Source organism: Hymenobacter rubidus (assembly GCF_016734815.1).
In the GTDB taxonomy this organism is placed as follows: domain Bacteria; phylum Bacteroidota; class Bacteroidia; order Cytophagales; family Hymenobacteraceae; genus Hymenobacter; species Hymenobacter rubidus.
This window is the reverse complement of sequence record NZ_JAERQF010000001.1, coordinates 179,955-203,911: the sequence shown is the minus strand read 5'-3', so window position 1 is coordinate 203,911 and position 23,957 is coordinate 179,955. Positions and strand designations below refer to the sequence as shown.

Here is a 23,957-nt window from a genome sequence, read left to right as displayed (position 1 = left end):
ATTTCACCAAACTAGCCAAAAGCCTGGGTAAAATAGCATTTTTCAGAGAAACCGTTTGTAATCAACTGTAGTCAATTTCCGTGTTGTCCCCGATGTTGAGCGAGTGGTTCATGCCCCGGAACGAGGCGTCGGAGCCCACAATGCAGTCGTGCATCACGGCCGAGCGCAGCTCCGAATAGGAGCCGATAATGGAGTCGCTGATGATGGTGTTCCGGACAATGGTTTTGTCGCCGATGGCCACGTTGGGGCCGATGATGGAGTGCGAAATCTGGCAGCCCCGCCCGATGCTCACCGGCGGAATAATCACCGAATCGGGGTATTGCGAGTAGTCGAGGTCGTCCAGAAACTCGGGTTGGTTGAGCAGCCGGGCGTTGGCTTCGAGCAGGGTGTCTTTGCGCCCGCAGTCGAACCAGTTGTCCACCGAGCAGGTCGTCATCACCTCGCCTTGCTCGATGAGGTGCATCAGCGCATCGGTGAGCTGGTACTCGCCGTGGGTGCGTACGTCGGTGTCGCGCAGCCATTCCAGGGCCAGGGCCAGCTTTTCGGGGTAAGCCAGCTTGTAGAGGCCCACCATGGCAAAGTTTGATTTCGGAATTTTGGGCTTCTCCACCACCTTGCTTACCCGGCCGCTGGCGCCGGTTTCTACCAGCCCAAACATGCTGGGCGTCTTCACCTCCTTCACGGCCAGCACCGAGCCGGGCGTGGCCAGCAGGGCGCGCAGGTCCACGTCCACAATGGTGTCGCCGAGCAGGATGAGCACGCCGTCGGGGTCGTGCCGAAATTCTTCGCGGGCCAGCCACAGCGCGTGGCCCAGGCCCTCGCGGGGCTCCTGCACCACAAAGGTGGCCTGCAAATCGGGGTAGTTGCGGCGCACGTAGCGCACGATTTTATCGCCCAGGTAGCCCACAATGAACACAAATTCGGTAAGCCCGGCGGTGGTGAGGCGGTCGATGATGTGGCCCAGAATGGTGTTGCCGGCCACCGGCACCAGGCTTTTGGGCTGGGTGTGGGTGTGGGGGCGCAGGCGCGAGCCAATGCCGGCCACGGGAATGACGGCTTTCATGTAATGGATGGGATGCGAGGACGATAAAGCAGGCGCTACGCGCAGCTACGCAGCAAGCTACAACTAGTAGGGCTAAGCTGCGTACTTTGCGCCAAGCCCGGTACCAAACCGGCGCCCCCGCCGCAGGTTTTGCCGCTGCACTCTGAAACCCGTCAACCCTTTCACCAACACCCTTCACAACCCATTTCAAGATGAAACGCTTTCTTCTCTATTTCGCGGGCCTGGCCCTGTTGCTCACCCAGTCGTCGTGCGGCTACAACGGCATGGTGCAGCGCGACCAAGCCGTGAAAGCCCAGGCCGGCAACGTGCAAAGTGCCTACCAGCGCCGCAACGACCTCATCGGCAACCTGGTGAATACCGTGAAAGGCGCCGCTAAATTTGAGCAGGGCACCCTCACCAGCGTCATCGAAGCCCGCGCCAAGGCCACCAGCGTGCAGCTCAACCCGGCCGACCTCACCCCCGAAAACATCAAGAAGTTCCAGGAAGCCCAAAGCCAGGTATCGGCCGGGCTGGGGCGCCTGCTGGCCGTGTCCGAAAACTACCCCGACCTGAAGGCCAACGCCAACTTCCAGGAGCTGCAGGCCCAGATTGAGGGCACCGAAAACCGCATCAACGTGGAGCGCAACAAGTTCAACGCCGTCACCAACGACTACAACACCTTCACCCGCTCCTTCCCCAACAACCTGTTTGCGGGCATGTTCGGCTTCCCGCCCAAGCCCTATTTCGAAGCCGACCCGGCCGCGAGCAAAGCGCCCACGGTGCAGTTTTAAATGAGGAATGAAGAATGAGGAATGAAGAATGGGCCTGACGGTCGGTTCTTCAATTCCTCATTCTTCATTCTTAATTCCTCATTCAAAGATGAATTCCCCTCTCACTCCCGCGCAGGATGCAGCGTTGGTTGCCGCCATCCGGCAGGCCGAGGTCACCACTTCGGGCGAAATCCGGGTGCACCTCGAAGACACCTGCCCCACCCCCGAGCCCCTGGACCGCGCCGCCCAGGTGTTTGGCGAGCTAAATATGCACAAGACCGCCGAACGCAACGGTGTGCTGTTTTACCTGGCCTGGAAAAGCCGCCAGTTCGCCGTCGTCGGCGATTCGGCCATCAACGCCGCCGTGCCCGATGACTTTTGGGAAACCACCAAAGAAGCCGTGCTGGAGCAGTTTCGGCACGAAAACTACGTGCTGGGCCTGGAGCGCGGCATCCGCATGGTGGGCGAGCAGCTCAAGCGCTACTTCCCCTACAACGCCAGTACCGACCAGAACGAACTGGACGATGCCATTTCTTTCGGCGGCCCCAAGCCGTCTTCCGACGCATGAAAAATCCTGTGGCTAACGCCCGGAAGTTGACTCTGTTCCGCTCGCTTGCCAGCAGCGGGGCTGGTTTTGCACGGCCGTGGTTGTGTGCAGTGCTGGTGCTGCTTGGGCTTGTTCTGGCCCTCACGGCTTCGGCCCAAAACATTCCGCCCCGGCCCAACCCGCCGAGGCTGGTAAATGACCTGGCCGGCCTTATGCAAGCCGGCGAAGCCGACCAGCTGGAACGCAAGCTGGTGGCCTACAACGACAGCACCTCCTCGCAAATAGCGGTGGTGACGGTGCCCAATCTCGACGGCGACGACATTGCCGACTACGCCCAGAAGCTCTACGAAAGCTGGGGCATCGGCCGCAAAGGCAAGAACAACGGCATTCTCATTCTGGTGGCCCAGCAGGAGCACACCGCCCGCATTCAGACCGGCTACGGCCTGGAAGGGGCGGTGCCCGATGCCATTGCCAAGCGCATCATCACGAATACGCTGGTGCCCGCTTTCCGCCAAAACCAGTACTACGCCGGCCTCGACCGCGCCACCGACCAGCTCATTGCCCTGGCCAAAGGCGAGTACCAAGCCGACCCGGCCGATGCCCAGCGCCAGGACCAGGGCGACCACACTGGCTCGGGCTTTCCCTTCTGGCTTATCATCTTGGTTATGGTTCTCGTCTTTACCATGCTGCGCAACCGGGGTGGCGGGGGCCGTGGCAACCGTGGCTTCGGCGGCGGTTTTGTGCCGCCCATCATCTTCGGTGGTGGCGGTGGTTTCGGCGGCGGCGGCTGGGGCGGCGGTGGAGGCGGGGGCGGCTTCGGTGGCTTTGGCGGGGGCAGCAGCGGTGGCGGCGGTGCCAGCGGCAGCTGGTAGTTTATTTAAGAACCCGGATTAGCCAAACCTGGCCATGCAAGCGTAATAAAATAAAGAGCCCCGCCTGGATTTTCCGGCGGGGCTCTTTTGCTGTCGCTAAATGGGGCTTACATAGAACAGAAACCAACCAGAACTACTTCTTGGCGGCTTCCTTCATGTTCTCTTTGGTCTGAGCAGCCGATTTGGCGGCGGCATCGCCCATAGCGTCCATTTTGCGGCCGGCAGCTTCCATTTTAGCGTCCATCTTGGCACCGGCGGCGTCCATCTTCGCGCCCGCTTCGTCCATTTTGGCATCCATTTTGGCACCAGCTTCTTCCAGTTTGCCTTCCACTTTATTGCCGGCCGCGTCCATTTTGGCGCCCGCTTCCTCGGCCGAAACCGTGGTGGTCGAGTCTGTGGTTACGGTAGCGGTGGTGCCTTCGGGCGTAGTAGTGGTTTCGGTGGTTTTGGTTTCGCAGGCAGTGGCGGCGAAAGCAACGGCAGCAGCAACAAACAGGGTTTTAACGGAGAAATCCATGTCTTTTCCAAAAGTTGGGTGAGAAGATGCCCTTAATCGGTGCGCTGGGAAAAGGTAACCCGGCCGCTTCGAAACCGGCCGGCTAACTTTTCCGGCCTTCGAAGAGTATAGCCTTACACGCATCCTCTTTATCCCGCTTTCTCATGGATTCCACTGCCTCCAATCCGCAAACGCCCGCCACTCCCGAAGTGCCCATGGCCGTGAGCGACCAGCAAAACACCGCCCTGCTCGACGACACCCTGACGTTCCTGACAGCCAGCACGCCCACCAACTCCGGCCCCCAGGGCCGCGCCGAAGTGGAGCGCTGGACGGCGGTGCTGGCCGCTTCTGAGCGGCCGGGCCTTGCCAAAATCAAGCAAGAACTCAACCAACTCAGCGAATTGCTGGCCGATACCAAAACCCCCGCTCACGACATCGCCGAAGTCCTGGCCAGCCTCGGCGCCGAAACTGCCAAGGTAGCCGATGATGCCGGCGGCGACTACAGTACCCCTCTCACTAACTTGAGCAAGCTGCTCATCAAAGCAGGCAACACGCTCTCGCGCTAAACCGCGCCGCCGTAACCATTGTAGCGCGAACTTTGTAGTTCGCGTCCCCGCGCCGCCCGGATTATTGGGTTGGCCGCTTGGCGACGCGAACCATGATGTTCGCGCTACTGCTTTTCTATGCCCCCACTCACCCCCGCCGACCTGCTGCCCTACGACCCGTTCGACGGCATGCGCTTCGGCCCCGAAACCTGCTTCCTCAGCGGCCAGCCTGTGGGCCCCGACGATACCGTGCCCGTGTTTGCCGAATGGCTGCAAACCCGCTACCACTTGGCCGAGCGCCCCATCCAGCTCCTCGACCAGCGCACCGTGCTCATTCAAGACCTGCGCCTGCCTGCCAGCCCGGCGGCTCGCCAGCGCATCGAAGAATTGGAGGATAGGGTAAAGGCCGCCAGCCTCGAAGGCCCCGCCGCCTTGCGCGCCCTCGGCGACGACACGCTGTTTCTGTGGCTGGGCAAAATGTTCTACGGCATCTTCATTACCGAGCTGCTGAACGAATTCGAGCCGCTGATAAAGCCCAAATACCCGCTGGCCGAAAACGCCGCGCTGGTGCGCCGCTTCCAGGCGTTTTTTCAGCTGCTGCAGGGCCTGCGCGTACCCACCGAGTACGCCGACTTCGTGCCCGGCTCCGTGTTCGTACTCGAAGCCGACCCCACCGAGGACGTGACGCCCTTCGAATACGACGACGACCTGAACACCCTCGTCTTCAGTATCAAGCTTGATAAAGCGGTGCTGGTGGCTTGTCTGGTCGATATCGGCCTCGTGGGCCAGGCCATGCGGAAAGTGTATGCCGATGCCCAGCGCCCCCTGCACCCGGTCCAGATTGCCGAGTTCAAGGCCCGCGTGTACTACGCCGCCCACCTGCTGCACGTCGTGCCCGATGTGTACCCGCGCCACCCGCGCCCCGGCGACACGCAAATCGTGTACGACGCCCTCATCGACGACGTCACCGGCGCCATCTTCAATCCCTGGGAAAACAGCGCCTACACCCAAACCCTGGCCGAAATGTGGCAACGCTGGGGAATTACCCTGGCCGATGTTGTAGCCAAGCCTGCCGAGCCAATGAGCTTGCTCTACAACCCCGACGGCACCCCGCGCGAACTGAAGCACTGGCCCGAAACCGTGTAACCAAACAAAACGAACGTCATGCCGAGCGCAGCCGAGGCATCTCGCGTGCCATAGTAATTCAATCGACTGAGTTGCGTTGCGCACGCGAGACGCCTCGGCTGCGCTCGGCATGACGTTCAATATCGATAATGCAAGCCTACCTCCGCACCGCGCTGATTCTGCTGTTGCTCCTGCCGCTAAATGGCTGCATCCGGCTGCTGCTCAAGCCGGGCCGGGATTTTGAGAAATACACGCCCCCACCGGCCCCCAACTACGCGCAGGTTAGCAGTTGGGCCGCCCTGCCCACCAAGCGCGACTCAGCCGATGCCGTGCCGCGCCACTCCTCGTTGCGCGACGAGCAGGCCACGGCGGCCGTCGACGTGTTTTTTGTGCATCCCACCACCTATTACTCGCCCCGGCACTGGAACGGCGACGTGCGCAAAAAGTGGCTGAACAAGTACACCGACCGCACCACCATCAAGCAGCAGGCCAGCGTGTTCAATGCCACCGGCCGCATCTACGCGCCGCGCTACCGTCAGGCCACCCTCTTCTCCTTTCTCGACAAAGAACCCAACGGCGAGAAAGCCCTGGAGCTGGCCTACTCCGACGTGCGCGCCGCCTTCCAGTACTACCTCGCACACTACAACCAGGGCCGCCCCTTCATCATCGCCAGCCACAGCCAGGGTACCGACCACGCCACGCGCCTACTCCACGAATTCTTCGATAAAGCCACGCCGCTGCGCCGCCAGCTCGTAGCCGCCTACCTCATCGGCTTCCAGGTCAAGCCCAACGAATTCCTGACCATCAAGCCCTGCGCCGACTCCCTGGCCACCGACTGCTACGTCGCCTACAACACCTCCGACGCCGGCCACGAGTCCACCATGTTCCAGCCCAGCATCGCCGTCAATCCCCTCACCTGGACGCTCGATTCCACCCGGGCCCCGGCCAGCCTCAACCGCGGCGCGGTCAGCATCCGCTTCAAGCACGTCCACCCTAACTTTACCGATGCCCAGATTCATCACGGCCAGCTCTGGGTACACGCGCCGTGCTTCAAAGGCTATCCGCACTTCCCGCCCTCCGGTAAGAAGAAACTGCGCTACTCTCGCCACATCGCCGATTACGCGCTGTTTTACATGAATATTCGCGAGAATTCCAAGGCGCGGGTGCGGGCGTGGCAACGCGCAAAGCAGTAGCTTGCAGACAATAGGAGCCGTGCTCAACGTTGGGCATGCGCACCAAGCGCCTAGCTTATGAAAACCCTCGTTCTGCTGCTGGCAAGCGTTGGCTTTGCCTTCACTGCCGCTGCCCAAAGCACTCCCGTGCTGTACCCTGCACTCAGCAAAACGCTGGACAGCCTGGCCGAGGTCGACCAGCGCCCCATGCAACTGATGATGCGCGGGCAACTCCCCGACAGTACCCGTACGCGGCTGATTGCCTCGCAGCACGTCAATTTCGCCCGCCACCAGCCGGTGCTGGAAGCCATTGTAAAACAGGTTGGTTTCCCCGGTTTCAAGCAAGTAGGCGAAACCAGTTCCAAAAACTTCTGGCTGCTGGTACAGCACGCCGATGCCCACCCCGCTTTTCAGCAGCAGGTGCTGAAGCTAATGCTGCCCGAAGTCCAACGCAAAAACGCCAGCGGCCGCAACTATGCCTATCTCACCGACCGCGTCGCCCTCAACAGCGGCCAGCCGCAGACCTACGGCACCCAGGTTGAATACAAAGCCGACGGCCAACCCACGCCCCGCAACCTCCTCGACCCCGCCAACGTGGACAAGCGCCGCGCCGCCATCGGCATGGAACCCTTGGAAGCCTACCTCGCCAAAATCCGGGAGATGCAGCAGCAGTCGCGCCAGCCGCAACAGAAGTAGCAGAAATTACGTGTTCTACCTGTATATCGGCGAGAACTCCCAGACGCGGGCGCTGGCGCGGCAGCAGACTCACTAATCTTGGCTGCTCTTAAACCAGTTTTTGTAGTTCAACAATAACAGTCTCGGTGAAAGGAGCCCAATTGCTTGGGGGAAATTCACGGCGAAAGCGCTGATACTCCTGCCAAAATGGTTCTTCCTCAAATCCTTCAAAGTCAAAAGACGAGAAATGGGCCACATTATGCAGCCAATTGGTAATTGCTGAAATGAATGTTAGTATTCTTGCTTGCCTTCTCCAATTCCAAAAATGTGAATTGCCAGGAGCATGGCTTCGCATATCTATCATTGCCCAATACAGTAATTCACGATACAACTTTTTGCGCTCTTCCGTCATAACCACAAAGAAAAGCCCCGTCGGCACACTGCCAGCGGGGCTTTTACTTAAACTACAAGCCGCGATTAAGCGCCCATAGCTTCGCGGGTAAAGCTGTAGTGAAGTAGCTATTGCTCCGGCTGGTAACGATACTTGGTGCCCGTCAGAAAAACGTACCGTACAGTGATTGCAGCAGACAGCGTATTTAATCTAAGGTCCGTGTGTGCCGTAGCCAAGACGTTGTGCGTCGCCTCATCCACCACGGAAATCACATTTTCATTCAATCCTGATAAGGCTACCATGTTTTTCACTTCTCCCCCAATCAGGAGCATGGGTGAAGCCTGCCACTCCGCTCGCAATCCTAGTGCAGCAGTATATCGGGCTCCGGGGGTCTTGCCTTGTGCGGTAAGAAAAATACGCTGATTGGGCACTGTCCTGAGACCGTTTTGATAGCCTAACGTGTCAACTAATAAGGGATAATTTTGAGGAGAAAGAAAGCTCACGACTCCGCCAGCTACTACGTGCAGCGCAATCTGCGGTGTCGGCTGCCACAGCCGTAGCACCACTGATAGCGGCACCTGCGCGTAGTTATGCAGGTAAGCACGGTTTATGCCAACCTGCTCCACCTGCACTCGAAAGCCGTAGCCGGCGCGCAGGAATAGCAGTCCGGTTTCAAACGACAGCGTCGGCGAATGACTATAGCCGAAGTGCAGCCCCCAGACCGGAAGAAGCGGGCCCTTGCTGGTTTGAAGGACAGCATTTGTCGACTCGAAACGCTGAGACTGTAATGCAGTTGCCACAGCACTCACGTACAGCCCATACGTGCGCTTGTGTACCGTAACCGGCAAATCCTGAGCTTGCCCTGGCAGCCCAATACCCATTAACATTGTCAGTAAGCAGGCATAGCGTAAAGGGTCCATACCATCGGCGCATTTAGAGTGAAACTGCCTGACTAGCAACTGAGAAAACACCTAAATATAAAAGCCCGCCGGCAAATTGCCAGCGGGCTTTCACAACTAACGCGGATGGGGCTTAAGCGCCGATAGCCACGCGCTTGAAGTCCGAAACCGTCATGCCTTTCGACTTGCTGTCGAGCAGCTGGGCGATGGTCATTGAGTTGTCTTTCACGAACTCCTGGTTCAGCAGGGTCTGCTCTTTGTAGAACTTGTTCAGCTTGCCTTGGGCGATTTTCTCCAGCATCGCCTCGGGCTTGCCTTCGGCACGCGCCTGCTCTTTGCCGATTTCAATTTCACGCTCCACCGTAGCCGAGTCCACACCGTCTTTGTCAACGGCAACGGGCTTCATGGCTACGATTTGCATGGCCACGTCGCGGCCCACGGCAGCAGCGTCGGCCGAGCCCACGTTCTTCAGGCCCACGAGCACGCCTTTTTTGCTGTCGGAGTGGATGTACGAAGCCACTTTCTCAGCGGTCAGCGTAGCGTAGGTCAGGTCCAGCTTCTCGCCGATTTTGCCCATCAGGTCGGTGATGTGCTCCTGAATGGTCAGGCCATCGTCCTCTTTCACGGCAAGCAGCTCCTCTTTGGTAGCGGCGTTGGTGCGCACAGCGGCATCCAGGATGCGCTGCACCAGCTCGCGGAAGTTAGCCACTTTGGCAACCGACTCCGTTTCGCAGGCCAGGGCCACCAGCTTGCCGTTGGTGCCATCCTCGCTCACGTTCACGGCCACGAAGCCTTCCGACGTTTCGTTCTCGGCGCGCTTGTCAGCGATTTTCTGACCCGCCTTGCGCAGAATGTCGCGGGCAGCTTCGAAGTCGCCATCGGCTTCGGTCAGGGCTTTTTTGCAATCCATCATGCCGGCACCGGTCATGGTGCGGAGCTTGTTTACGTCTGCGGCGGTAATAGCGGCCATTAGATGTTGTGTTTGTTGGGTTGGAATTCAGGGAAAAGAAAAAGGGAACCTCCGGAGCCTAGACTACTCGAAGGTTCCCTTTTTTCAAAGAGCTCAGAAGGGACTATTCTTCGTCAGCAGCCGTCTTTTCAGCAATGGCAGCCTCGTCGGCTTCCTTGCGGTCGGCGTCTTCTTTGTCAACTTTGCGCTCCGACAGGCCGTCTTCGATGGCCTTGCCAATCACGCTCACGATGAGCTGAATCGACTTCGAGGCATCGTCGTTGGCAGGAATCGGGAACTGCACCAGCTCGGGGTTCGAGTTGGTATCGCAGATAGCGAACACCGGGATACCCAGTTTGTGGGCTTCTTTCACGGCGATGTGCTCGCGCTTCACGTCCACTACGAACAGGGCAGCAGGCAGACGGCCGAGGTCGGCGATACCGCCGAGCACGCGGTCGAGCTTCTCGCGCTCGCGCTGCATCATCAGCTTCTCGCGCTTAGCCAGTGCGGCGTAAGCGGTGTTCTCTTTCACCATCTTGTCGATGGTGGCCATCTTCTTCAGGCTCTTGCGAACCGTGGCGAAGTTGGTGAGCATGCCGCCCAACCACCGGTCGGTCACGAAGGGCATCTTCAAACGCTCGGCTTCCGTCGTAACGATTTCCTGCGCCTGCTTTTTCGTGGCTACGAACATGATTTTGCGGCCGCTCTTCGCGATGTTGCGAATAGCCTGGGCTGCGTAATCCAACGAAACCAGCGTTTTGTTGAGGTCAATGATGTGGATGCCGTTCTTCTCCATGAAGATGTACGGCGCCATTTTGGGGTCCCACTTGCGGGTGAGGTGACCAAAGTGGGCACCTGCGTCGAGCAGGTCCTTATAAGTCGTCTGAGCCATGATGTATTTCCTCCTGGATTAGCGTTTCGAGAACTGGAACGAACGACGAGCCTTACGCTTGCCGAATTTCTTGCGTTCCACCATGCGCGGGTCGCGGGTCATGAAGCCTTCCTTCTTGAGAGCAGGACGAACTTCTTCGTTGTCGCTAACGAGCGCCTTGGTGATGGCCAGACGGATAGCCTCGGCCTGCGCCGAAATGCCGCCGCCGCGCACGTTCACCTTGATGTCGTACTGGCCGACTTGCTCGAGGATTGCCAGGGGTTGGTTCACTACGTTCTCCAGCAACTCGTTGCTGAAGTACGATTTCATGTCCCGGTCGTTGATAGTGATATTCCCTTGCCCGGCCTGCATGTAGATGCGGGCCACCGAGGTTTTTCTTCTACCAGAGGTGTTGGTAATTGCCATTAGTGGAAAAATTAAAGAAGCGTAAGCCGTCGTGGCTTACAGGTTTTTCAGTTCGATGGCCACGGGCTGCTGGGCCTCGTGGGGGTGCTGGTCGCCGGCGTACACGTACAGGTTGCGGTACTGAGCGGCGCCGAGGCGGTTGCCTTGCAGCATGCCTTTCACGGCGTGCTCAATCACGCGGCGCGAGTCGCGGTCCATTTGCTCACGCACGGTGCGGCGCTTCTGGCCGCCGGGGTAGCCCGAGTGCGTGATGTAGACCTTCTCGGTCATTTTTTTGCCCGTTACGCGCAGGTTGTCGGCGTTGATAACGATGACGTTGTCGCCGCAATCCGCGTTGGGGGTGAACGAAGGCTTGTGCTTGCCACGCAGAATGTTGGCAATTTGGCTGGCAACGCGGCCCAGCGGGGCCACGCTGGCGTCTACGATAACCCAGCTCTTCTGGGCGTTGGCCTTATTGACGTGGGTCGTCTTGAAGCTCAGGTGGTCCATGAGTCGAAAAAAAGGTATGCTAAACTATTGAATAAGAGTACGGAGCCGCTAAGGCTTCGGGAAAAACGGACACAAAGGTACTGATTTCTCGGGAAATAGGCAAACGTGGCGCAGTAGTTTTTCGCTGATTCTCTTCTATTAAGCCCACCTGACCACAAGCTTCCGGTAGCAGCGCTTGGTTTGGAGGCGTACTTTTGAAGCTTAAAGTTGATTATGACTCCAGCCGCTGCTCTCCCAAACACTGGTGCTTCTGACCGCCACGCCCGTCTTTTGCTGGCAGGCTTACTGCTGCTTTCCGTGGTAATGGCCTTCATCACGAAGGGGACATACGATTCGGGCGATAGCATCAAGCACTATCTGTTTGCCCATTACGCCTTTCAGTACCCACTGAACTACTTCGATTCGTGGGCCAAGCCGCTGTTTACCTTGCTTTCGTCGGGGCCGGCGCAGGCCGGTTTCATTGGGATGAAATTGTTTCAGTGCACCGTGGTAGCGGTTTCGGCTTGGTGCGCCTACGTTATAGCGCGGGCCCTGCGCCTGCCGGTACCCGAGTTGGCGGTGCTGTTTGCCTATGCCGCCCCCGATTATTTTCGTATTCAATACTCCGGCCTGACCGAGCCTTTGTTCGGACTGGTGCTGGTGGGCGCAGTGGCGCTGGCCATGACGGGACGAGCAGGCTGGTCGGCGGCACTCATTTCTTTTCTGCCCTTTGTGCGCTCCGAAGGATTTATTCTGATAGGGGTGTGGGTGGTATACCTGGCGTGGGAACGGCAATGGCGCTTTTTGCCGCTGGTGGTGCTGGGTTATGTGGTGTTCAGCGTGGCCGGAGCGCTGGTGCTGGGTGAACTGGGCTGGGTATTCGGGCACAATCCCTACGCTACCGTGTCGGTGTACGGGCACGGTGGATGGATGCATTTTGTGCGAAACCTGCCGGGGCTGTTAGGCTGGGTGCTGGCCGTACTGGCACTGGTAGGGGGCCTGCGCATGCTGCGCGACTGCTTGCACGTGGAGCGTCGGCGCGAGCCTTTGTTCAGTGCTGAACTACTGCTCGTATATGGCAGCATTGCGGTGTTTGTGCTGGCGCATAGTGTGTTCTGGGCCCTGGGCCTGTTCAATTCCTTTGGCCTGACGCGCGTGCTAACCGTGACTACGCCGCTGTTTGCCGTGGTCGCGCTCAATGGCTTACGTGGGGTAGTGCAGCTGGGCATCACGGCCGCTGCCCAACGACGCCTTCGCGTGGTGGCCGTGGCAGCAGTGGTGGCGTTTCTGTTTACGGGTGTCCGAAGTTCTTTCCGCTGGCACCGCGACTTCATGCTGCCCGCCGACCAACAGGTAGTAGAAGATGCGGCTGCCTGGACGCGGCAAACGTATGGGGCGGCTATGCCCCCGCTTGCGTACGAGTTTCCCTATGTGGCTGTGGCTTTTGCGAATGATTGTTTTAACCCAATTACTCACCCTTCCATGATACTCGATTGGGCGCCGCACTTGGAACTTCTGCCCGTGGGCACGCTGGTGGTATGGGACGACTGGTATTCCCGCGTCGAGGGGCGGCTGCCATTGGCTACGCTCCGCGCCGATACACGCTTTCGGCAGCGCTGGGAAGAGGCAAAGCCTCGCAATCCGGCGCAGCCGGACCGCGATACCACCCGCGTCGCCATCTTCGAGCGGGTGCGCTGAGATTGAGCCTATCGGTTCTGGTCCAATACTTCGACCAACACCCGGAAGTCCTTGGGGTAGGGGGCTTCCACTGAAATTTCCTCGCCGTTCAACCCCGCAAATTGCAGCCGCAGGGCGTGCAATGCAAAGCGTTTGATGAAGGGCTGCTCTTCCTGGCCCTCCTTCATATTAAACTTCTTTTTGAGGGAAGACAGGTAAAAATCCTCTCCGCCGTAGTCCTTATCGCCCACAATCGAGGCCTGCAAATACATAAGGTGCAGGCGAATCTGGTGCATGCGGCCCGTCACGGGCTCGCAGAGCAGGAGGGCGTGGCGCGTGTAGGTTTCGAGGGTGGTGAAGTGGGTTTCGGCGGGCTTGCCTTTGTAGGCAAGGCGGGCCTTGCCGCGGCTGGTGGTTTCGATGTTGCGCTCCACCACTTCGTCGTGCAGCTGCGGGGTGCCCCACACCACGGCGTGGTACTGCTTTTTCACCTCGCGGTTCTCAAACTGCATGGCGAGGTGGCGGTAGGCCTCGGGGTGCTTGGCAAAGGCCAGCGCGCCGCTGGTTTCGCGGTCGAGGCGGTGGGCGGCCTGAATGTCGTCGTGGTGCTGACGGGCCAAGCGCAGCATGTTGGGGGCGCCGCCCACCCGCTCGTCGAGCGTAGCCAGAAACGGCGGCTTGTTGACGACGAGGTAATCGTCGTTTTCAAAAATAACGAGGTCAGCGAAATCGGGAAGCTTCATAAGAAGCGGCAAAGGTACGGCGTGCGAACGGTGGCGTTGAAACGTCCTGCTGAGCGCCGCCGAAGCATCGCTACCGCGCAACGCATTTCAATCGAATGGTATACTGCTGTGGTAGAGGTGCTTCGACTGCACTCAGCCGGAAGGTCTATTAACCACCAGCCGCGCTGCTTTTCGGCTTGTTTAGCTTGAATTCCAGCGTGGTGCCTTCGCCCACCGTGCTTTTGACCTTGATGGTGGACTTGTGCGCTTCCACAATGTGCTTGCTAATGGCCAGGCCCAGCCCCGAGCCGCCCGACTCGCGGGAGCGGCTTTTATCAATCCGGTAAAATCGCTCGAAGATGCGGGCCTGGTGCTCCGGCGCGATGCCGGCGCCATCGTCGCGCACGGCAATGCGAACGGCCCGGCCGCTTTCTACCAGCGAAACCACCACCCGGCCTTGTTCGCGGCCGTATTTGATGGCATTATCGATGAGGTTGACGAGCACCTGGCGAATGCGGTTGCGGTCGGCCACCACGGACAGGCCCGTGTTGGAAAGGGTGGGCGGGAATAGCTCCAGGGTGGTTCCGCGCCGGGCGGCTTGCTGTTCCAGCAGCTCAAATATCTCGCGCACCAAGGCTATCAGGTCGAAACGTTGGCGACGCATGCGCACCACGCCTTTTTCGAGCTGCGCGATGGTGACGAGGTCCTGCACAAGGGCATCGAGCGTGTCGAGGCTGGCGGCGGCCTTGGTGAGAAACTTCCGGCGGGTGGCAAGGTCAATGTCGTCGTCCTCGTCGTCCAGAATGGTGTGCACAAAGCCCTGGGCGGCGAAAAGCGGCGTTTTCAACTCGTGCGAAACGTCGGCCAGAAACTCGCGGCGCAGGGCCTGCAGGCGCACCAGCTCGTCTAGCTCCTGCTGGCGGCGCTCGGCCATGAGCAGGATTTCGTCGCGCACGCGTTTCACGGGCTCGGGCCGAAACAGGAACTTGTTGCTCAGCTTCTTAAATTCCTTGCGCTTGATGTGCTCCAGGCCCGCGTAAATGCCGTTAATTTCTTTGAAAATCAACGCCTCAAAAGACATGTACACCAGCAGAAAGCAAGCCGCTACCGTGACGCCCGCCGCCAAAAATGCCTCCCGAAACGGCAGCGTGGGGCCAATGCGGGCATACGTCGTGAGCACGCCCGCCACCAGCAGTGCGATGAGAATGGCAATGGTGCGAGAGGAGAGGTTCATAGCAGAGGCAAGTAATTAAAGAACGTCATGCAGAGCGCAGCGAAGCATCTTGCGTGCAATAGTAAATAATTACTGGTGGCGGGCAAGATGCTTCGCTGCGCTCTGCATGACGTTCTTTCTACTCACGGCTGCCCGCAAATCAATCCGCGTTAAACTTGTAACCTACGCCCTTGATGGTCTGGATGTGGTGGTCGCCCACTTTTTCGCGCACTTTGCGCACGTGCACGTCCACGGTGCGGGCCAGCACGAATACGTCGTTGCCCCAGATGTTTTTTAGCAGCTCTTCGCGGTTAAACACCTTATGCGGAGTAGAGGCCAGAAAGGCCAGCAGCTCAAATTCCTTCTTAGGCAGCGTGATTTTTTTGCCGTCCTGGTAAACAGCAAAGGCCGTGCGGTCGATGCGCAGGCCGTTGATATCGATGGCATCGACGGCGGTGTGCGGGTCCTGGTCGCGGCGCTTCACGGCGGCCAGGCGGCCCAGCAGGGCACGCGGCTTGATGGGCTTGGCAATGAAGTCGTCGGCGCCGGCTTCGAAAGCCGCTACTTCGGAGAATTCTTCGGCGCGGGCCGTTAGAAACAGAATGTAGGTGTCTTTAAACTTGGGCTGCTCGCGCAACAGGCGGCACGTAGCAATGCCGTCGAGGTTGGGCATCATCACATCGAGCAGAACGATGTCGGGATGGAAAGTGGCGGCAACCTCCAGCGCTTTGCGGCCGTCAGGCGCCGAGGCCGTCTGGTAGCCTTCCTTCTTAAGGTTGAACTCCAGCAGCTCAACAATGTCCGGGTCGTCATCAACCACGAGAATCTTGTACAAGGGCGGTTTGGAAGCAGTCACGGCGTCGGGGCTTAGGTGAAGAAGGCTTTGCGGGTGCAAAAGTACCGCCTTGCGCGGGCAGCCTCATGTTACGATTGTGTGACGCAAGCCCGACCGCGGCTAGGGCAAAGGCTTTGGACGACTGATGGCCAGCGCAATGATGTACAGGACGTAGCTAAAGATGTATATCAGCCCGTGAATGGCCCAGATGCGCCGGCTGAGCGTTAGGGAAAGGGTGAGAACGTAATTGCTGGACAGAAAAATCAGGCTGTTGCTCAAAAAATACAGCAGCGCAGCCGTTGAAATCCAGAAAGCCGGCTCGCGTTCCAACCGTTTGGTAACGACCGGCTGGCTGATTTCGTGGTGAAAGAAGCCGGCCACGAACGCCAGCACCAGCACGCATTCGATGAAGTGCTGCACCGGGCTGAACTGCACGGTGTCGAGGCGCGGAGAATACGTCAGGGCCGAACCGAGCACGAAGCCGGCGATGAGCAGCGGCGCCAGGCGACTGAGCAGCGAAGGCCGCAGCACCCGCCGGTAAATGAGCGCCAGCAGGCAAAACTCGATGGTGGTATCAATGGGCGCCAAAAAAAGGTTGGGTCGCTTGTACACGTGCAGCGTCCGGGACGCTATTTCCATCAGCAGCGACGCCGACACCAGCGCCAGCAGGTAGCGCTGCTCCGGTTCGAGCCGTCGGTACCGCACCAGCCCGACAAGAACCGCAACGACCACGGGCACTATCGCAAAGTTGGCAATCAGGTGCTGGATACTTTGCATAAGGCGGACTAGCCGGGCGGTATTGCGGGAATGAAATGAAGGATGAAGGAAATGGGCGCTAAAAAAAGCCCCAATGCAACTGCACCGGGGCAATATACGGTCGGGGTTATGGGCCGCCTTCCTGTAGTGGCAACCACAACCTAGTTAACCATGTTCAGGCGCGCTTTCAGGCCCTTATAGCTCACCATGTCCACCTTCACCGTGCCCACAAACATTTCGGCCTGAAACAGCACCGGAATCTTGTTGCGGTCGTCGGACAAGTACACCGAAATGGCATTCTCGCCCCGGAAAAGCTTGTTGTTTGGCATTTTGGGCACCAGCTTAAACGTGCGCACATCGCCCGCTTTGGTTTCCACGGTTTCGCGGCCTTTGTAAGTCACTTCCAATATGAAATTGTCGCCATCGAAGAAGCCAGGCATCTTGATGACGTCGCCCACCCGCATGCGGTCGAAATTGATGGTACGCAGGTAGTAGAAGCCGCTCACCAGCTCCAGGGTGTTATTGGCCACCTTCACGGTACTGTGCTTGGGGTTGTCCTTGTCGTGGTCCTGCACCTCGGCAATGTCGCGCAGGTGGTCGAAGTCGACGGTTTCTTTTTTGCGGTAGTTTTTCTCGGCAATGTCGCGCTGGGCCCGCAGGGGCAAGATGCTGGTCGTGTCGATGTAGGCCCGCCACTGGTCGCGGATGCGCAGAAAAAAGTCGAACGAGCCCGTGGTTTTGCCGCTTACGGTGGCCTTGTAGCAGGGCCGGTCGTTCACGCGTTCCAGGTTGCCGGCGGTTTCCACCGTGGCCTCGCCGCCGTTGATGAGGCCGTAGTGTACGGTGTATTTAATGGTTTCGCCGCGCCCAAAGCTGGACTGCGGAATGCTGCGAACAGCATCGCCGGGGCCCAGGGCCGGGTGCGCAGCGGCTAATAACAAAAGAATAGCAGGAGTAAAAAAGAGCCAGCGGCGGTTCATAATAATAAAGAGAAGTAGCGCGGACCGGGCTTAGACAAACGCAATGCCAGTCCAATATTTCACTACAAAGATACGGACGTAAAAAAAGCCCGTTACCATCGGCAACGGGCTTTGCGTTTTATCCTGACGGAGTTACGCCGATTACAAGGTGTCCTCGCCGTCGTCGGCAATACTCATGTCGACGGGGATGACGTCCTCGTCGCCCTTGGCCATGGTGCGGATTTTGTCTTCGATTTCGGCGGCCAGCTCGGGGTTGTCGAGCAGCAGTGTCTTCACGGCTTCGCGGCCCTGGCCGATTTTGGTGTCGCCGTAGTTGAACCACGAGCCCGACTTGCCGATGATGCCCATATCGACACCCAAATCGACGATTTCGCCGACTTTCGAAATGCCCTGGCCGTAGATGATGTCGAACTCAACTACCTTGAAGGGCGGCGCTACTTTGTTCTTCACCACCTTCACCTTGGTGCGGTTGCCGGTCACGTTGTCCTTGTCCTCCTTAATCTGGCCGATACGACGAATGTCGAGGCGCACGGAAGCGTAGAATTTCAGAGCGTTACCACCGGTGGTAGTTTCGGGCGAGCCGAACATCACGCCGATTTTCTCGCGCAACTGGTTGATGAACACGCAGCAGCAGCCCGTCTTGTTGATGGTGCCGGTGAGCTTGCGCAGGGCCTGACTCATGAGGCGGGCGTGCAGGCCCACTTTCGAATCGCCCATGTCGCCTTCGAGTTCGCCTTTCGGCACCAGAGCGGCCACGGAGTCAATGACGATGATGTCGATGGCACCCGAGGAAATCAGCTGGTCGGCGATTTCGAGAGCTTGCTCGCCGTTATCGGGCTGGGCGATGAGCAGGTTGCTCGTGTCAATACCAAGTTTTTCGGCGTACGATTTGTCAAAGGCGTGCTCGGCGTCGATGAACGCGGCCATGCCGCCTTTCTTCTGCGCTTCGGCAATCATGTGCATCGTCAGCGTCGTCTTACCCGACGATTCCGGGCCGTAGATTTCAATCACGCGGCCGCGGGGCACGCCGCCAATGCCGAGAGCAATATCCAGCGAAAGCGAGCCCGTGCTGATGCTCGGAATGTCGCCCACCTTGTTATCGGAGAGCTTCATCACGGTGCCTTTGCCGTAGGCTTTGTCCAGCTTGTCCAGCGTGAGCTGCAGGGCTTTCATCTTTTCGGCGGCGGTGTTCACTTCGCCCTTCTCTGCTTTTTCGGCTTTCGGGGCCGCTTTGGTAGCTAGTGCCATGTGGGGGTGTTTAAGAAAAACGGGTTAGGTTTGGTAAAGTTAACGGTTTTGGCCGGGTCGCAATCGAATAAATCTATTCTTTAGCAAAAGCCCCGAATGGGCTGTTTTGCGGCGGCTTTTTCTAACAGAAAGACCAGTTGTTTGGTGCCGTTGAAAGGCGAAATATATGCGGATTTATCTAAAAATATTAGTTGGCCTTGTGGCTCTGCTAATTAGAGTGGGAGAAGCGCGGGCGCAACTAAATAATCGGGCGTTTACAAACGTAGAGCCAGGTATTAAATGGCCTTCTCTTTTTCTAGGAAATCCCTTACATGAATATAAACTCAGAATTATTGCTCCTGATTCGAATGTAGGTCAGCTACGTCTTTCTTTAAATTCCTTCACTTTCTTCAAAGACAACGAGTACTTCAATAAGATTGTCGACGGCTACACCCTGTTCGGTACACAGTTGAATCCGCAACTGGTCTATTATCCTACCAACAATCTGCGCATCGAAGGCGGCGTGTTTCTGTGGAAAGACTTCGGCAACCCACAATTGAAGCAGGTGCGGCCCACCTACCGCGCCACCTGGACGAAGGGCAATCAGCAGTTCATCTTTGGCAACATTCGTTCTAATCTCAATCACAATTACATCGAGCCACTATTCAATTTCGAGCGGGTGATGCTAAATCCGCTGGAAGAGGGGTTGCAGTATCGCTACCTGAGCAACAAGCTATTCCTGGATGTGTGGGTGGACTGGCAGCGGCAGCAGTACCGCTACAGCAACTACCAGGAGGAAATTGCGGGCGGCCTGAGCAGCAGCTACAGCCTGACGCGGCCCGAAAGCGCCATTCAGGTGGCGCTCCCGTTCCAGTTCACGGCTATCCACCACGGCGGGCAGATAGACACGCTTGACAAACCATTGCAAACGCTTTTTAATGAAGCGCTGGGGGTTGAGGCCCGCATGATGCTGGGCAACCGCCACCGCGCCCTGCGCTTCAACGGCTACGTGCTCGGCTTCCAGGACCATTCGCCCACTGAAGGCCAACTGCCCTTCAAATACGGCCAGGGCCTGTACCTGAACACCACCCTCGAAACGCGCTACGCCGACGTGATGCTGAGCTACTGGCGCGGCTCGCGCTTCATTGCACCGCTGGGGGGCGACCTGTATCAGAGTGCCTCGCGCACGGTGTCGAACCCGGATTTTCTGGACCGTGAGCGGCGTATTCTGTTGGTGCGGCTCTTGCGCGACTTCCGTATCTCGGACGCGGCAGCGCTTACCGTGCGCGTCGAGCCACTCTATGATTTCAACGCCAAGCTGCTGGACTTCTCGTTTGGTGTGTATTTGAATTTCCGCCAGGAATGGCTGCTGGGCAACGTGGGCCAGCGTGTGCGGGTGGGGCAGTAACAGGCGCTACGTGCGCTCCAGCCAGAAGCGGCAGATTTGGCTCATCGCATCGGAGTTGCGGAACCAGAGCGGGCGCTTGGGCGGCGGTTCGGGCCGGAAGCCAATGGCACGCGCCACGGCCTGGCCCCGCTCGTTGCTCAGGAAGCAGCGCACCAGCAGGCGCTGGCGTTGCATCGGCCCAAACCCAAAGTCAACAATGGCCGCCAGCGCCTCGCGGGCGTAGCCGTGGCCCTCGGCAGTGGCAGCCAGGTAGTAGCCAATTTCGGCCTGGCCTTTTTGCTGGGGCATGATGCAGATATCGCCTAGGTAGGTTTCCTGCATCCGGTGCCAGATGCCGAACACGTAGAAGCGGCCCGTGCTCCAGTCGTCGGTGAAAGCGCGCAGTGCTACGCGCGCATCGGCAGCAGAGCGCACAGCCTGGAGCCGGTCGGGAAACGAGGGCTGAAACCGGGCGCGGTCGGCGTGGAGCAGGGCGAAAAAGTCCTCGGCGTCGGCGGGCTCGTAGGGCCGTAAGCAGAGGCGGGCAGTCAGGAGCGGTACGCGAGAAAGCATTGGGCTGAACCGCGGATTTATCGGATTCGTCGGATTATCCGGATTTTGTGGGTGGGAATAAGAAAGGCGAACGCAGGGTCAATAACGAAAAAAAGGCCCGCGTGGCGAGCCTTTTTATGCGTAAGGACGAAAACACAAAATCCGACCAATCCGCAGAATCCGATAAATCCGCAGTTCAGATTTATTTGTTCACGCCCACGTACTGGCTCGGGCTGCCCAGCGACTGCTGCGTGCGCATCACGTTCACCTGCCGGGCCGCTTCGTTGAAGAATTCGAGGCGACGGGTGAGCATCTCTTTCACCAGCACGCGACCTTCGGGTGTGCGCATGGTGCCGCGCTTGTCAGCCAGCACCCGTTGCATGGCGGCCAGCGTCTGGCCTTCGTGTTTCATAAACTGCTGCTGGAACTCGGCCAGCCGGGCCACGCCGGTAGCCGAGAGGCTGAAATCTTCGCCAGCGCCCTGGTTCAGCACTTCGCACAACACATATACCTCAATGGGCAGGCTGGTTTCGAGGGCCGTGGTGCGCAGGTCGAGGCCGGCGGCCAGGGCGTCGAGGATGATGCGCACGTTGCGCTCAAATTGCTGATAGTAGGCTTGGGCTTCCATGTAGTGTTGAGGTCTTATCAGTGCTTTTGTCATCCTGAGCGCAGCGAAGGACCTTATCACGCTTGGAGTAGTAATTACTGCAAACTGTTCTCCAATGATAAGGTCCTTCGCTGCGCTCAGGATGACAGGCGTCTTCTACAAAAGTTCTTTCACAATCTGCTCCACACCGATGCCTTCGGCTTCGGCTTTGAAGTTGCGCACGAGGCGGTGGCGCAATATCGGCACAGCCACGGCGCGCACGTCCTCAATGTCGGGCGAGTATTTGCCGGTGAGCAAGGCATTGCATTTGGCCCCTACGATGAGGTGCTGCGAGGCGCGCGGCCCGGCGCCCCATTCCAGCAGCTGGTTGGTGCGGGCGTGGGCGCGCTCGGAGTTAGGGCGGGTTTTGTGCACGAGGCCCACGGCGTATTCCACCACGTTGTCGGCCACCGGCACGCGGCGTACCAGTTCCTGGAAGGCCTGGATGTCGGCCGCGTGCAGCACCTTGTTCACCGTTTGCTTGCGGTCCGATGTCGTGTTTTTCACGATGTTCAGCTCCTCGGCGTAGCTGGGATAGCCCAACTCGATGTTGAACATGAAGCGGTCGAGCTGGGCTTCGGGCAGGGGGTAGGTGCCTTCCTGCTCGATGGGGTTCTGGGTGGCCAGCACGAAGAACGGACGGCTGAGCGGGTAGCGCTGCCCGGCCACCGTCACGGCGTATTCCTGCATGCTTTCGAGCAGGGCGGCCTGGGTTTTGGGCGGCGTCCGGTTGATTTCGTCGGCCAGGATGATGTTGGCAAAGATAGGGCCTTTCACGAAGTGAAAATCCCGTTGCTGGTTCATTGTTTCCGAACCCACGATGTCTGAGGGCATCAAATCGGGCGTGAACTGGATGCGGTTGAACGAGAGGTCCAGCGAGTCGGCGATGGTTTGAATCAGCAAGGTTTTGGCCAGGCCGGGCACGCCCACCAGCAGGCTGTGGCCCTGCGAAAACACGGCCGTGAGCACCAGCCGCACCACCTCATCCTGCCCCACGATGACCTTGCCGATTTCCTGGCGCAGCTTCTGGAACGAGGCGGCCAGCGCATCGGCAGCTTCTTTGTCGTTGGCAAATGTGGCCATGTATCAAGTTAGAACGTCATGCTGAGCGTCGCCGAAGCATCTCGCATGGGGTAGTAAATCAAACGTTGGAGTTGGTCAACCGAGCGAGATGCCTCGGCGACGCTCGGCATGACGGGCTTTTTCAGCGCTTGCATCATCGTTCCGCCACGTCCAGCACTTTACACTGGGCATATTCCGGCGCAATTTCCAGGTACACGGTGCCCCGGTTTTTCAGGAACCACTCATCCAGCGCCTTGTTCTTTTTTTCGCTCAGGGCCGCCGCGGCAATTTTCTGGTAGTCGTCCTGCAGGTTGGCCTGGTGGGGCGGGGTGTTCGATTTCAGCCACAGTATGCGCATGGCATCTTTGCCGTCGTCGGTGCGGTAGGGCAGGGGTGGAGTAATGTGGCCCACCTTCATGGTATCGATGGTAAAGAAGATGGCCGGGTCGAGCTTGTCGAGCGGCAGACGGGAGCTGCCGTCCTGGCGGTTTTGCAGCAGGCCGCCGTTGGAGCTGCTCTGCTTATCCGAAGAATTGTCTTTAGCCGCTTTGGCAAAGCTGATGCTGTCCGACAGGATTTGACGGCGGAGCTTGGTGAGCAACTGGGCCGACGCCCCGGCATCGGCCGCCCCGGTTTCGGGCTTGAGCAAGATGTGCCGGGTCGAATACGTATTGCCTTTGCGCTCAATGAACTGAATGAGGTGGAAGCCGAACTGCGACTGCACCACCGGCGACATCTGGCCGGGCTCCAGCTTCATCGAAGCGGCTTCGTATTCCGGCACCAGCTCGCCCCGCTTGAAGAAGCCCAGGTAGCCGCCCTCCTTGGCCGAGCCAGGGTCTTGGGAGAATTCCTTGGCCAGCGTGGCAAAGTCGGCCCCGGCCAGCACCTGGGCCCGAATGTCGTTGAGCTTGGCAATGGCGGCCTGCTTGGCTTTTTCATTCACCTGGGCCGGAATCACAATCTGGCCTACTTCCACTTCGGTGCTGAAATACGGCAGACTGTCCTTGGGTACTTTGCTGAAGTACTGGGCCACCTCGCGCGGCGTCACGGCCACCTTGCCCGTGATGGTTTCCTGCATCTTCTGCTGCGTGAGTTGCTCCTTAATCTGGGGCCGCAGGTCGTCTTTCAGCACCTTGATGGACTTGCCGTACTGCTCTTCCAGGCGCTTTTCGGAGCCAATCTGCTGCACGAAGTAGGCCATGCGGCGGTCCACTTCGCTGTTCACCTGCTTGTCTTCCACCGTCACGGAGTCCACTTCAGCACGGGCCAGCATCAGCTTGTTCAGCACCAGGCTTTGCAGAATTTTGCACTTCAGGTCCGGCGGCAGGGGCTTGCCGGCGGCGCGGGCCGTCTCCTGGGCATAAATCAGCTCCACGTCGGAGCGCAGCACAATCTGGTTGTCTACTTTCACCACAATGCCGTCGAGCAGTTGCTGGCCCTTGGGCCGGCTGATGCCCAGTTGGGCCTGGGAGGCAGGCGCAAAGCCCAGTAACAGCAGCAGCGTAAGCAGGGCCAACGCTGCGGCGCGATTCACTTTAACAAGCATAGGGGAATAATTAAAGCCCGTCGGGCAAGTGCCGGGGCTTGGTGCGTTGGCAGCTAACACGCAAACGCACCGACAAATTTCACGATAAATCCGTTGGCGGACAAAA

The 23,957-nt window shown here is 58.7% G+C and carries 27 protein-coding genes; 9 read left to right on the top strand and 18 right to left on the bottom strand.

The features are described from left to right. Positions 1-61: 61 nt before the first annotated feature. Positions 62-1,063, bottom strand: coding sequence for a sugar phosphate nucleotidyltransferase (locus JKL48_RS00890; RefSeq protein ID WP_201977420.1), 1,002 nt, complete (start codon positions 1,061-1,063; stop codon positions 62-64). 191 nt (positions 1,064-1,254) lie between these two features. Here JKL48_RS00890 and JKL48_RS00885 point away from each other — a divergent pair, with 191 nt between their 5' ends. The 3 genes from JKL48_RS00885 (at position 1,255) to JKL48_RS00875 (ending at position 3,231) form a co-directional block, all read left to right on the top strand. Beyond that, on the top strand, positions 1,255-1,833 hold the full coding sequence (locus JKL48_RS00885; protein ID WP_201977419.1) for a LemA family protein: 579 nt from the start codon (positions 1,255-1,257) through the stop codon (positions 1,831-1,833). 88 nt (positions 1,834-1,921) lie between these two features. Continuing rightward, positions 1,922-2,380 carry a TPM domain-containing protein gene (locus tag JKL48_RS00880; protein ID WP_201977416.1) on the top strand — a complete coding sequence of 153 codons (459 nt, stop codon included), beginning with the start codon at positions 1,922-1,924 and terminating at the stop codon, positions 2,378-2,380. Continuing rightward, positions 2,377-3,231 carry a TPM domain-containing protein gene (locus JKL48_RS00875; RefSeq protein ID WP_201977414.1) on the top strand — a complete coding sequence of 285 codons (855 nt, stop codon included), beginning with the start codon at positions 2,377-2,379 and terminating at the stop codon, positions 3,229-3,231. Before JKL48_RS00880 ends, JKL48_RS00875 begins: the two co-directional genes overlap by 4 nt. 133 nt (positions 3,232-3,364) lie before the next feature. Here the strand turns inward: JKL48_RS00875 and JKL48_RS00870 are convergent, their stop codons facing one another. After that, complete coding sequence (locus tag JKL48_RS00870) at positions 3,365-3,748, bottom strand: hypothetical protein (RefSeq protein ID WP_201977410.1); 384 nt, start codon at positions 3,746-3,748, stop codon at positions 3,365-3,367. A gap of 143 nt (positions 3,749-3,891) precedes the next feature. On the opposite strand from JKL48_RS00870, the gene JKL48_RS00865 reads away from it, so the two are divergent. The 4 genes from JKL48_RS00865 to JKL48_RS00850 all read left to right on the top strand — a co-directional run bounded on the left by JKL48_RS00865 (position 3,892) and on the right by JKL48_RS00850 (position 7,265). Continuing rightward, positions 3,892-4,293, top strand: a complete 402-nt coding sequence (locus JKL48_RS00865) for a hypothetical protein (RefSeq protein WP_201977408.1) — start codon at positions 3,892-3,894, stop codon at positions 4,291-4,293. Between the two features lie 117 nt (positions 4,294-4,410). After that, positions 4,411-5,418, top strand: a complete 1,008-nt coding sequence (locus JKL48_RS00860; protein ID WP_201977406.1) for a hypothetical protein — start codon at positions 4,411-4,413, stop codon at positions 5,416-5,418. Positions 5,419-5,546: 128 nt separating this feature from the next. Next, on the top strand, positions 5,547-6,590 hold the full coding sequence (locus JKL48_RS00855; protein ID WP_201977404.1) for a DUF3089 domain-containing protein: 1,044 nt from the start codon (positions 5,547-5,549) through the stop codon (positions 6,588-6,590). 57 nt (positions 6,591-6,647) lie between these two features. Further along, positions 6,648-7,265 (top strand): DUF6624 domain-containing protein, encoded by a 618-nt coding sequence (locus JKL48_RS00850; RefSeq protein ID WP_201977402.1) that lies wholly within the window; start codon positions 6,648-6,650, stop codon positions 7,263-7,265. An 88-nt stretch (positions 7,266-7,353) separates the two neighbouring features. On the opposite strand, the gene JKL48_RS00845 is transcribed toward JKL48_RS00850, so the two are convergent. The 6 genes from JKL48_RS00845 to rplM form a co-directional block, all read right to left on the bottom strand. Then, the gene (locus tag JKL48_RS00845) at positions 7,354-7,656 is read right to left on the bottom strand and encodes a hypothetical protein (RefSeq protein ID WP_201977400.1); all 303 of its coding nucleotides are present in this window, start codon (positions 7,654-7,656) and stop codon (positions 7,354-7,356) included. A gap of 107 nt (positions 7,657-7,763) precedes the next feature. Further along, positions 7,764-8,555, bottom strand: a complete 792-nt coding sequence (locus tag JKL48_RS00840) for a hypothetical protein (protein WP_201977393.1) — start codon at positions 8,553-8,555, stop codon at positions 7,764-7,766. Positions 8,556-8,667: 112 nt separating this feature from the next. After that, the gene (gene tsf / locus JKL48_RS00835) at positions 8,668-9,504 is read right to left on the bottom strand and encodes a translation elongation factor Ts (RefSeq protein ID WP_201977391.1); all 837 of its coding nucleotides are present in this window, start codon (positions 9,502-9,504) and stop codon (positions 8,668-8,670) included. Between the two features lie 103 nt (positions 9,505-9,607). Then, entirely contained in the window at positions 9,608-10,375 is a 768-nt protein-coding gene (gene rpsB / locus JKL48_RS00830; RefSeq protein ID WP_201977389.1) for a 30S ribosomal protein S2, read from the bottom strand. Between the two features lie 18 nt (positions 10,376-10,393). Then, a complete protein-coding gene (rpsI, locus tag JKL48_RS00825) occupies positions 10,394-10,780 on the bottom strand; it encodes a 30S ribosomal protein S9 (RefSeq protein WP_198069873.1) in 387 nt (128 codons plus the stop codon). Between the two features lie 36 nt (positions 10,781-10,816). Further along, on the bottom strand, positions 10,817-11,269 hold the full coding sequence (gene rplM / locus JKL48_RS00820; protein WP_201977388.1) for a 50S ribosomal protein L13: 453 nt from the start codon (positions 11,267-11,269) through the stop codon (positions 10,817-10,819). 303 nt (positions 11,270-11,572) lie between these two features. Between rplM and JKL48_RS00815 the strand changes: the two genes are divergently transcribed. Beyond that, positions 11,573-12,946 carry a hypothetical protein gene (locus JKL48_RS00815; RefSeq protein ID WP_201977386.1) on the top strand — a complete coding sequence of 458 codons (1,374 nt, stop codon included), beginning with the start codon at positions 11,573-11,575 and terminating at the stop codon, positions 12,944-12,946. An 8-nt stretch (positions 12,947-12,954) separates the two neighbouring features. Here JKL48_RS00815 and JKL48_RS00810 read toward each other — a convergent pair whose 3' ends face one another. The 6 genes from JKL48_RS00810 to recA all read right to left on the bottom strand — a co-directional run bounded on the left by JKL48_RS00810 (position 12,955) and on the right by recA (position 18,604). Beyond that, entirely contained in the window at positions 12,955-13,668 is a 714-nt protein-coding gene (locus JKL48_RS00810) for an RluA family pseudouridine synthase (RefSeq protein WP_201977385.1), read from the bottom strand. 148 nt (positions 13,669-13,816) lie between these two features. Further along, positions 13,817-14,881, bottom strand: coding sequence for a sensor histidine kinase (locus JKL48_RS00805; RefSeq protein ID WP_201977384.1), 1,065 nt, complete (start codon positions 14,879-14,881; stop codon positions 13,817-13,819). A gap of 139 nt (positions 14,882-15,020) precedes the next feature. Further along, the gene (locus tag JKL48_RS00800) at positions 15,021-15,716 is read right to left on the bottom strand and encodes a response regulator transcription factor (protein ID WP_317191868.1); all 696 of its coding nucleotides are present in this window, start codon (positions 15,714-15,716) and stop codon (positions 15,021-15,023) included. 99 nt (positions 15,717-15,815) lie between these two features. Beyond that, complete coding sequence (locus JKL48_RS00795; RefSeq protein WP_201977383.1) at positions 15,816-16,472, bottom strand: hypothetical protein; 657 nt, start codon at positions 16,470-16,472, stop codon at positions 15,816-15,818. Between the two features lie 140 nt (positions 16,473-16,612). Beyond that, positions 16,613-17,431, bottom strand: coding sequence for a DUF3108 domain-containing protein (locus JKL48_RS00790; RefSeq protein WP_201977382.1), 819 nt, complete (start codon positions 17,429-17,431; stop codon positions 16,613-16,615). Between the two features lie 141 nt (positions 17,432-17,572). Next, positions 17,573-18,604: a recombinase RecA gene (gene recA / locus JKL48_RS00785; protein ID WP_201977602.1), complete on the bottom strand. Its 1,032-nt coding sequence runs from the start codon at positions 18,602-18,604 to the stop codon at positions 17,573-17,575. Positions 18,605-19,127: 523 nt separating this feature from the next. Between recA and JKL48_RS00780 the strand changes: the two genes are divergently transcribed. Further along, a complete protein-coding gene (locus JKL48_RS00780) occupies positions 19,128-20,066 on the top strand; it encodes a hypothetical protein (protein ID WP_201977381.1) in 939 nt (312 codons plus the stop codon). A 6-nt stretch (positions 20,067-20,072) separates the two neighbouring features. Here JKL48_RS00780 and JKL48_RS00775 read toward each other — a convergent pair whose 3' ends face one another. From JKL48_RS00775 to JKL48_RS00760, 4 genes are all read right to left on the bottom strand, one after another. After that, entirely contained in the window at positions 20,073-20,618 is a 546-nt protein-coding gene (locus JKL48_RS00775) for a GNAT family N-acetyltransferase (protein WP_201977380.1), read from the bottom strand. A gap of 181 nt (positions 20,619-20,799) precedes the next feature. Then, positions 20,800-21,225, bottom strand: coding sequence for a hypothetical protein (locus tag JKL48_RS00770; protein ID WP_201977379.1), 426 nt, complete (start codon positions 21,223-21,225; stop codon positions 20,800-20,802). 135 nt (positions 21,226-21,360) lie between these two features. Next, positions 21,361-22,326, bottom strand: a complete 966-nt coding sequence (locus JKL48_RS00765; protein WP_201977377.1) for an AAA family ATPase — start codon at positions 22,324-22,326, stop codon at positions 21,361-21,363. Positions 22,327-22,459: 133 nt separating this feature from the next. Next, entirely contained in the window at positions 22,460-23,839 is a 1,380-nt protein-coding gene (locus tag JKL48_RS00760) for a peptidylprolyl isomerase (RefSeq protein WP_317191867.1), read from the bottom strand. Between the last annotated feature and the right edge of the window lie 118 nt (positions 23,840-23,957).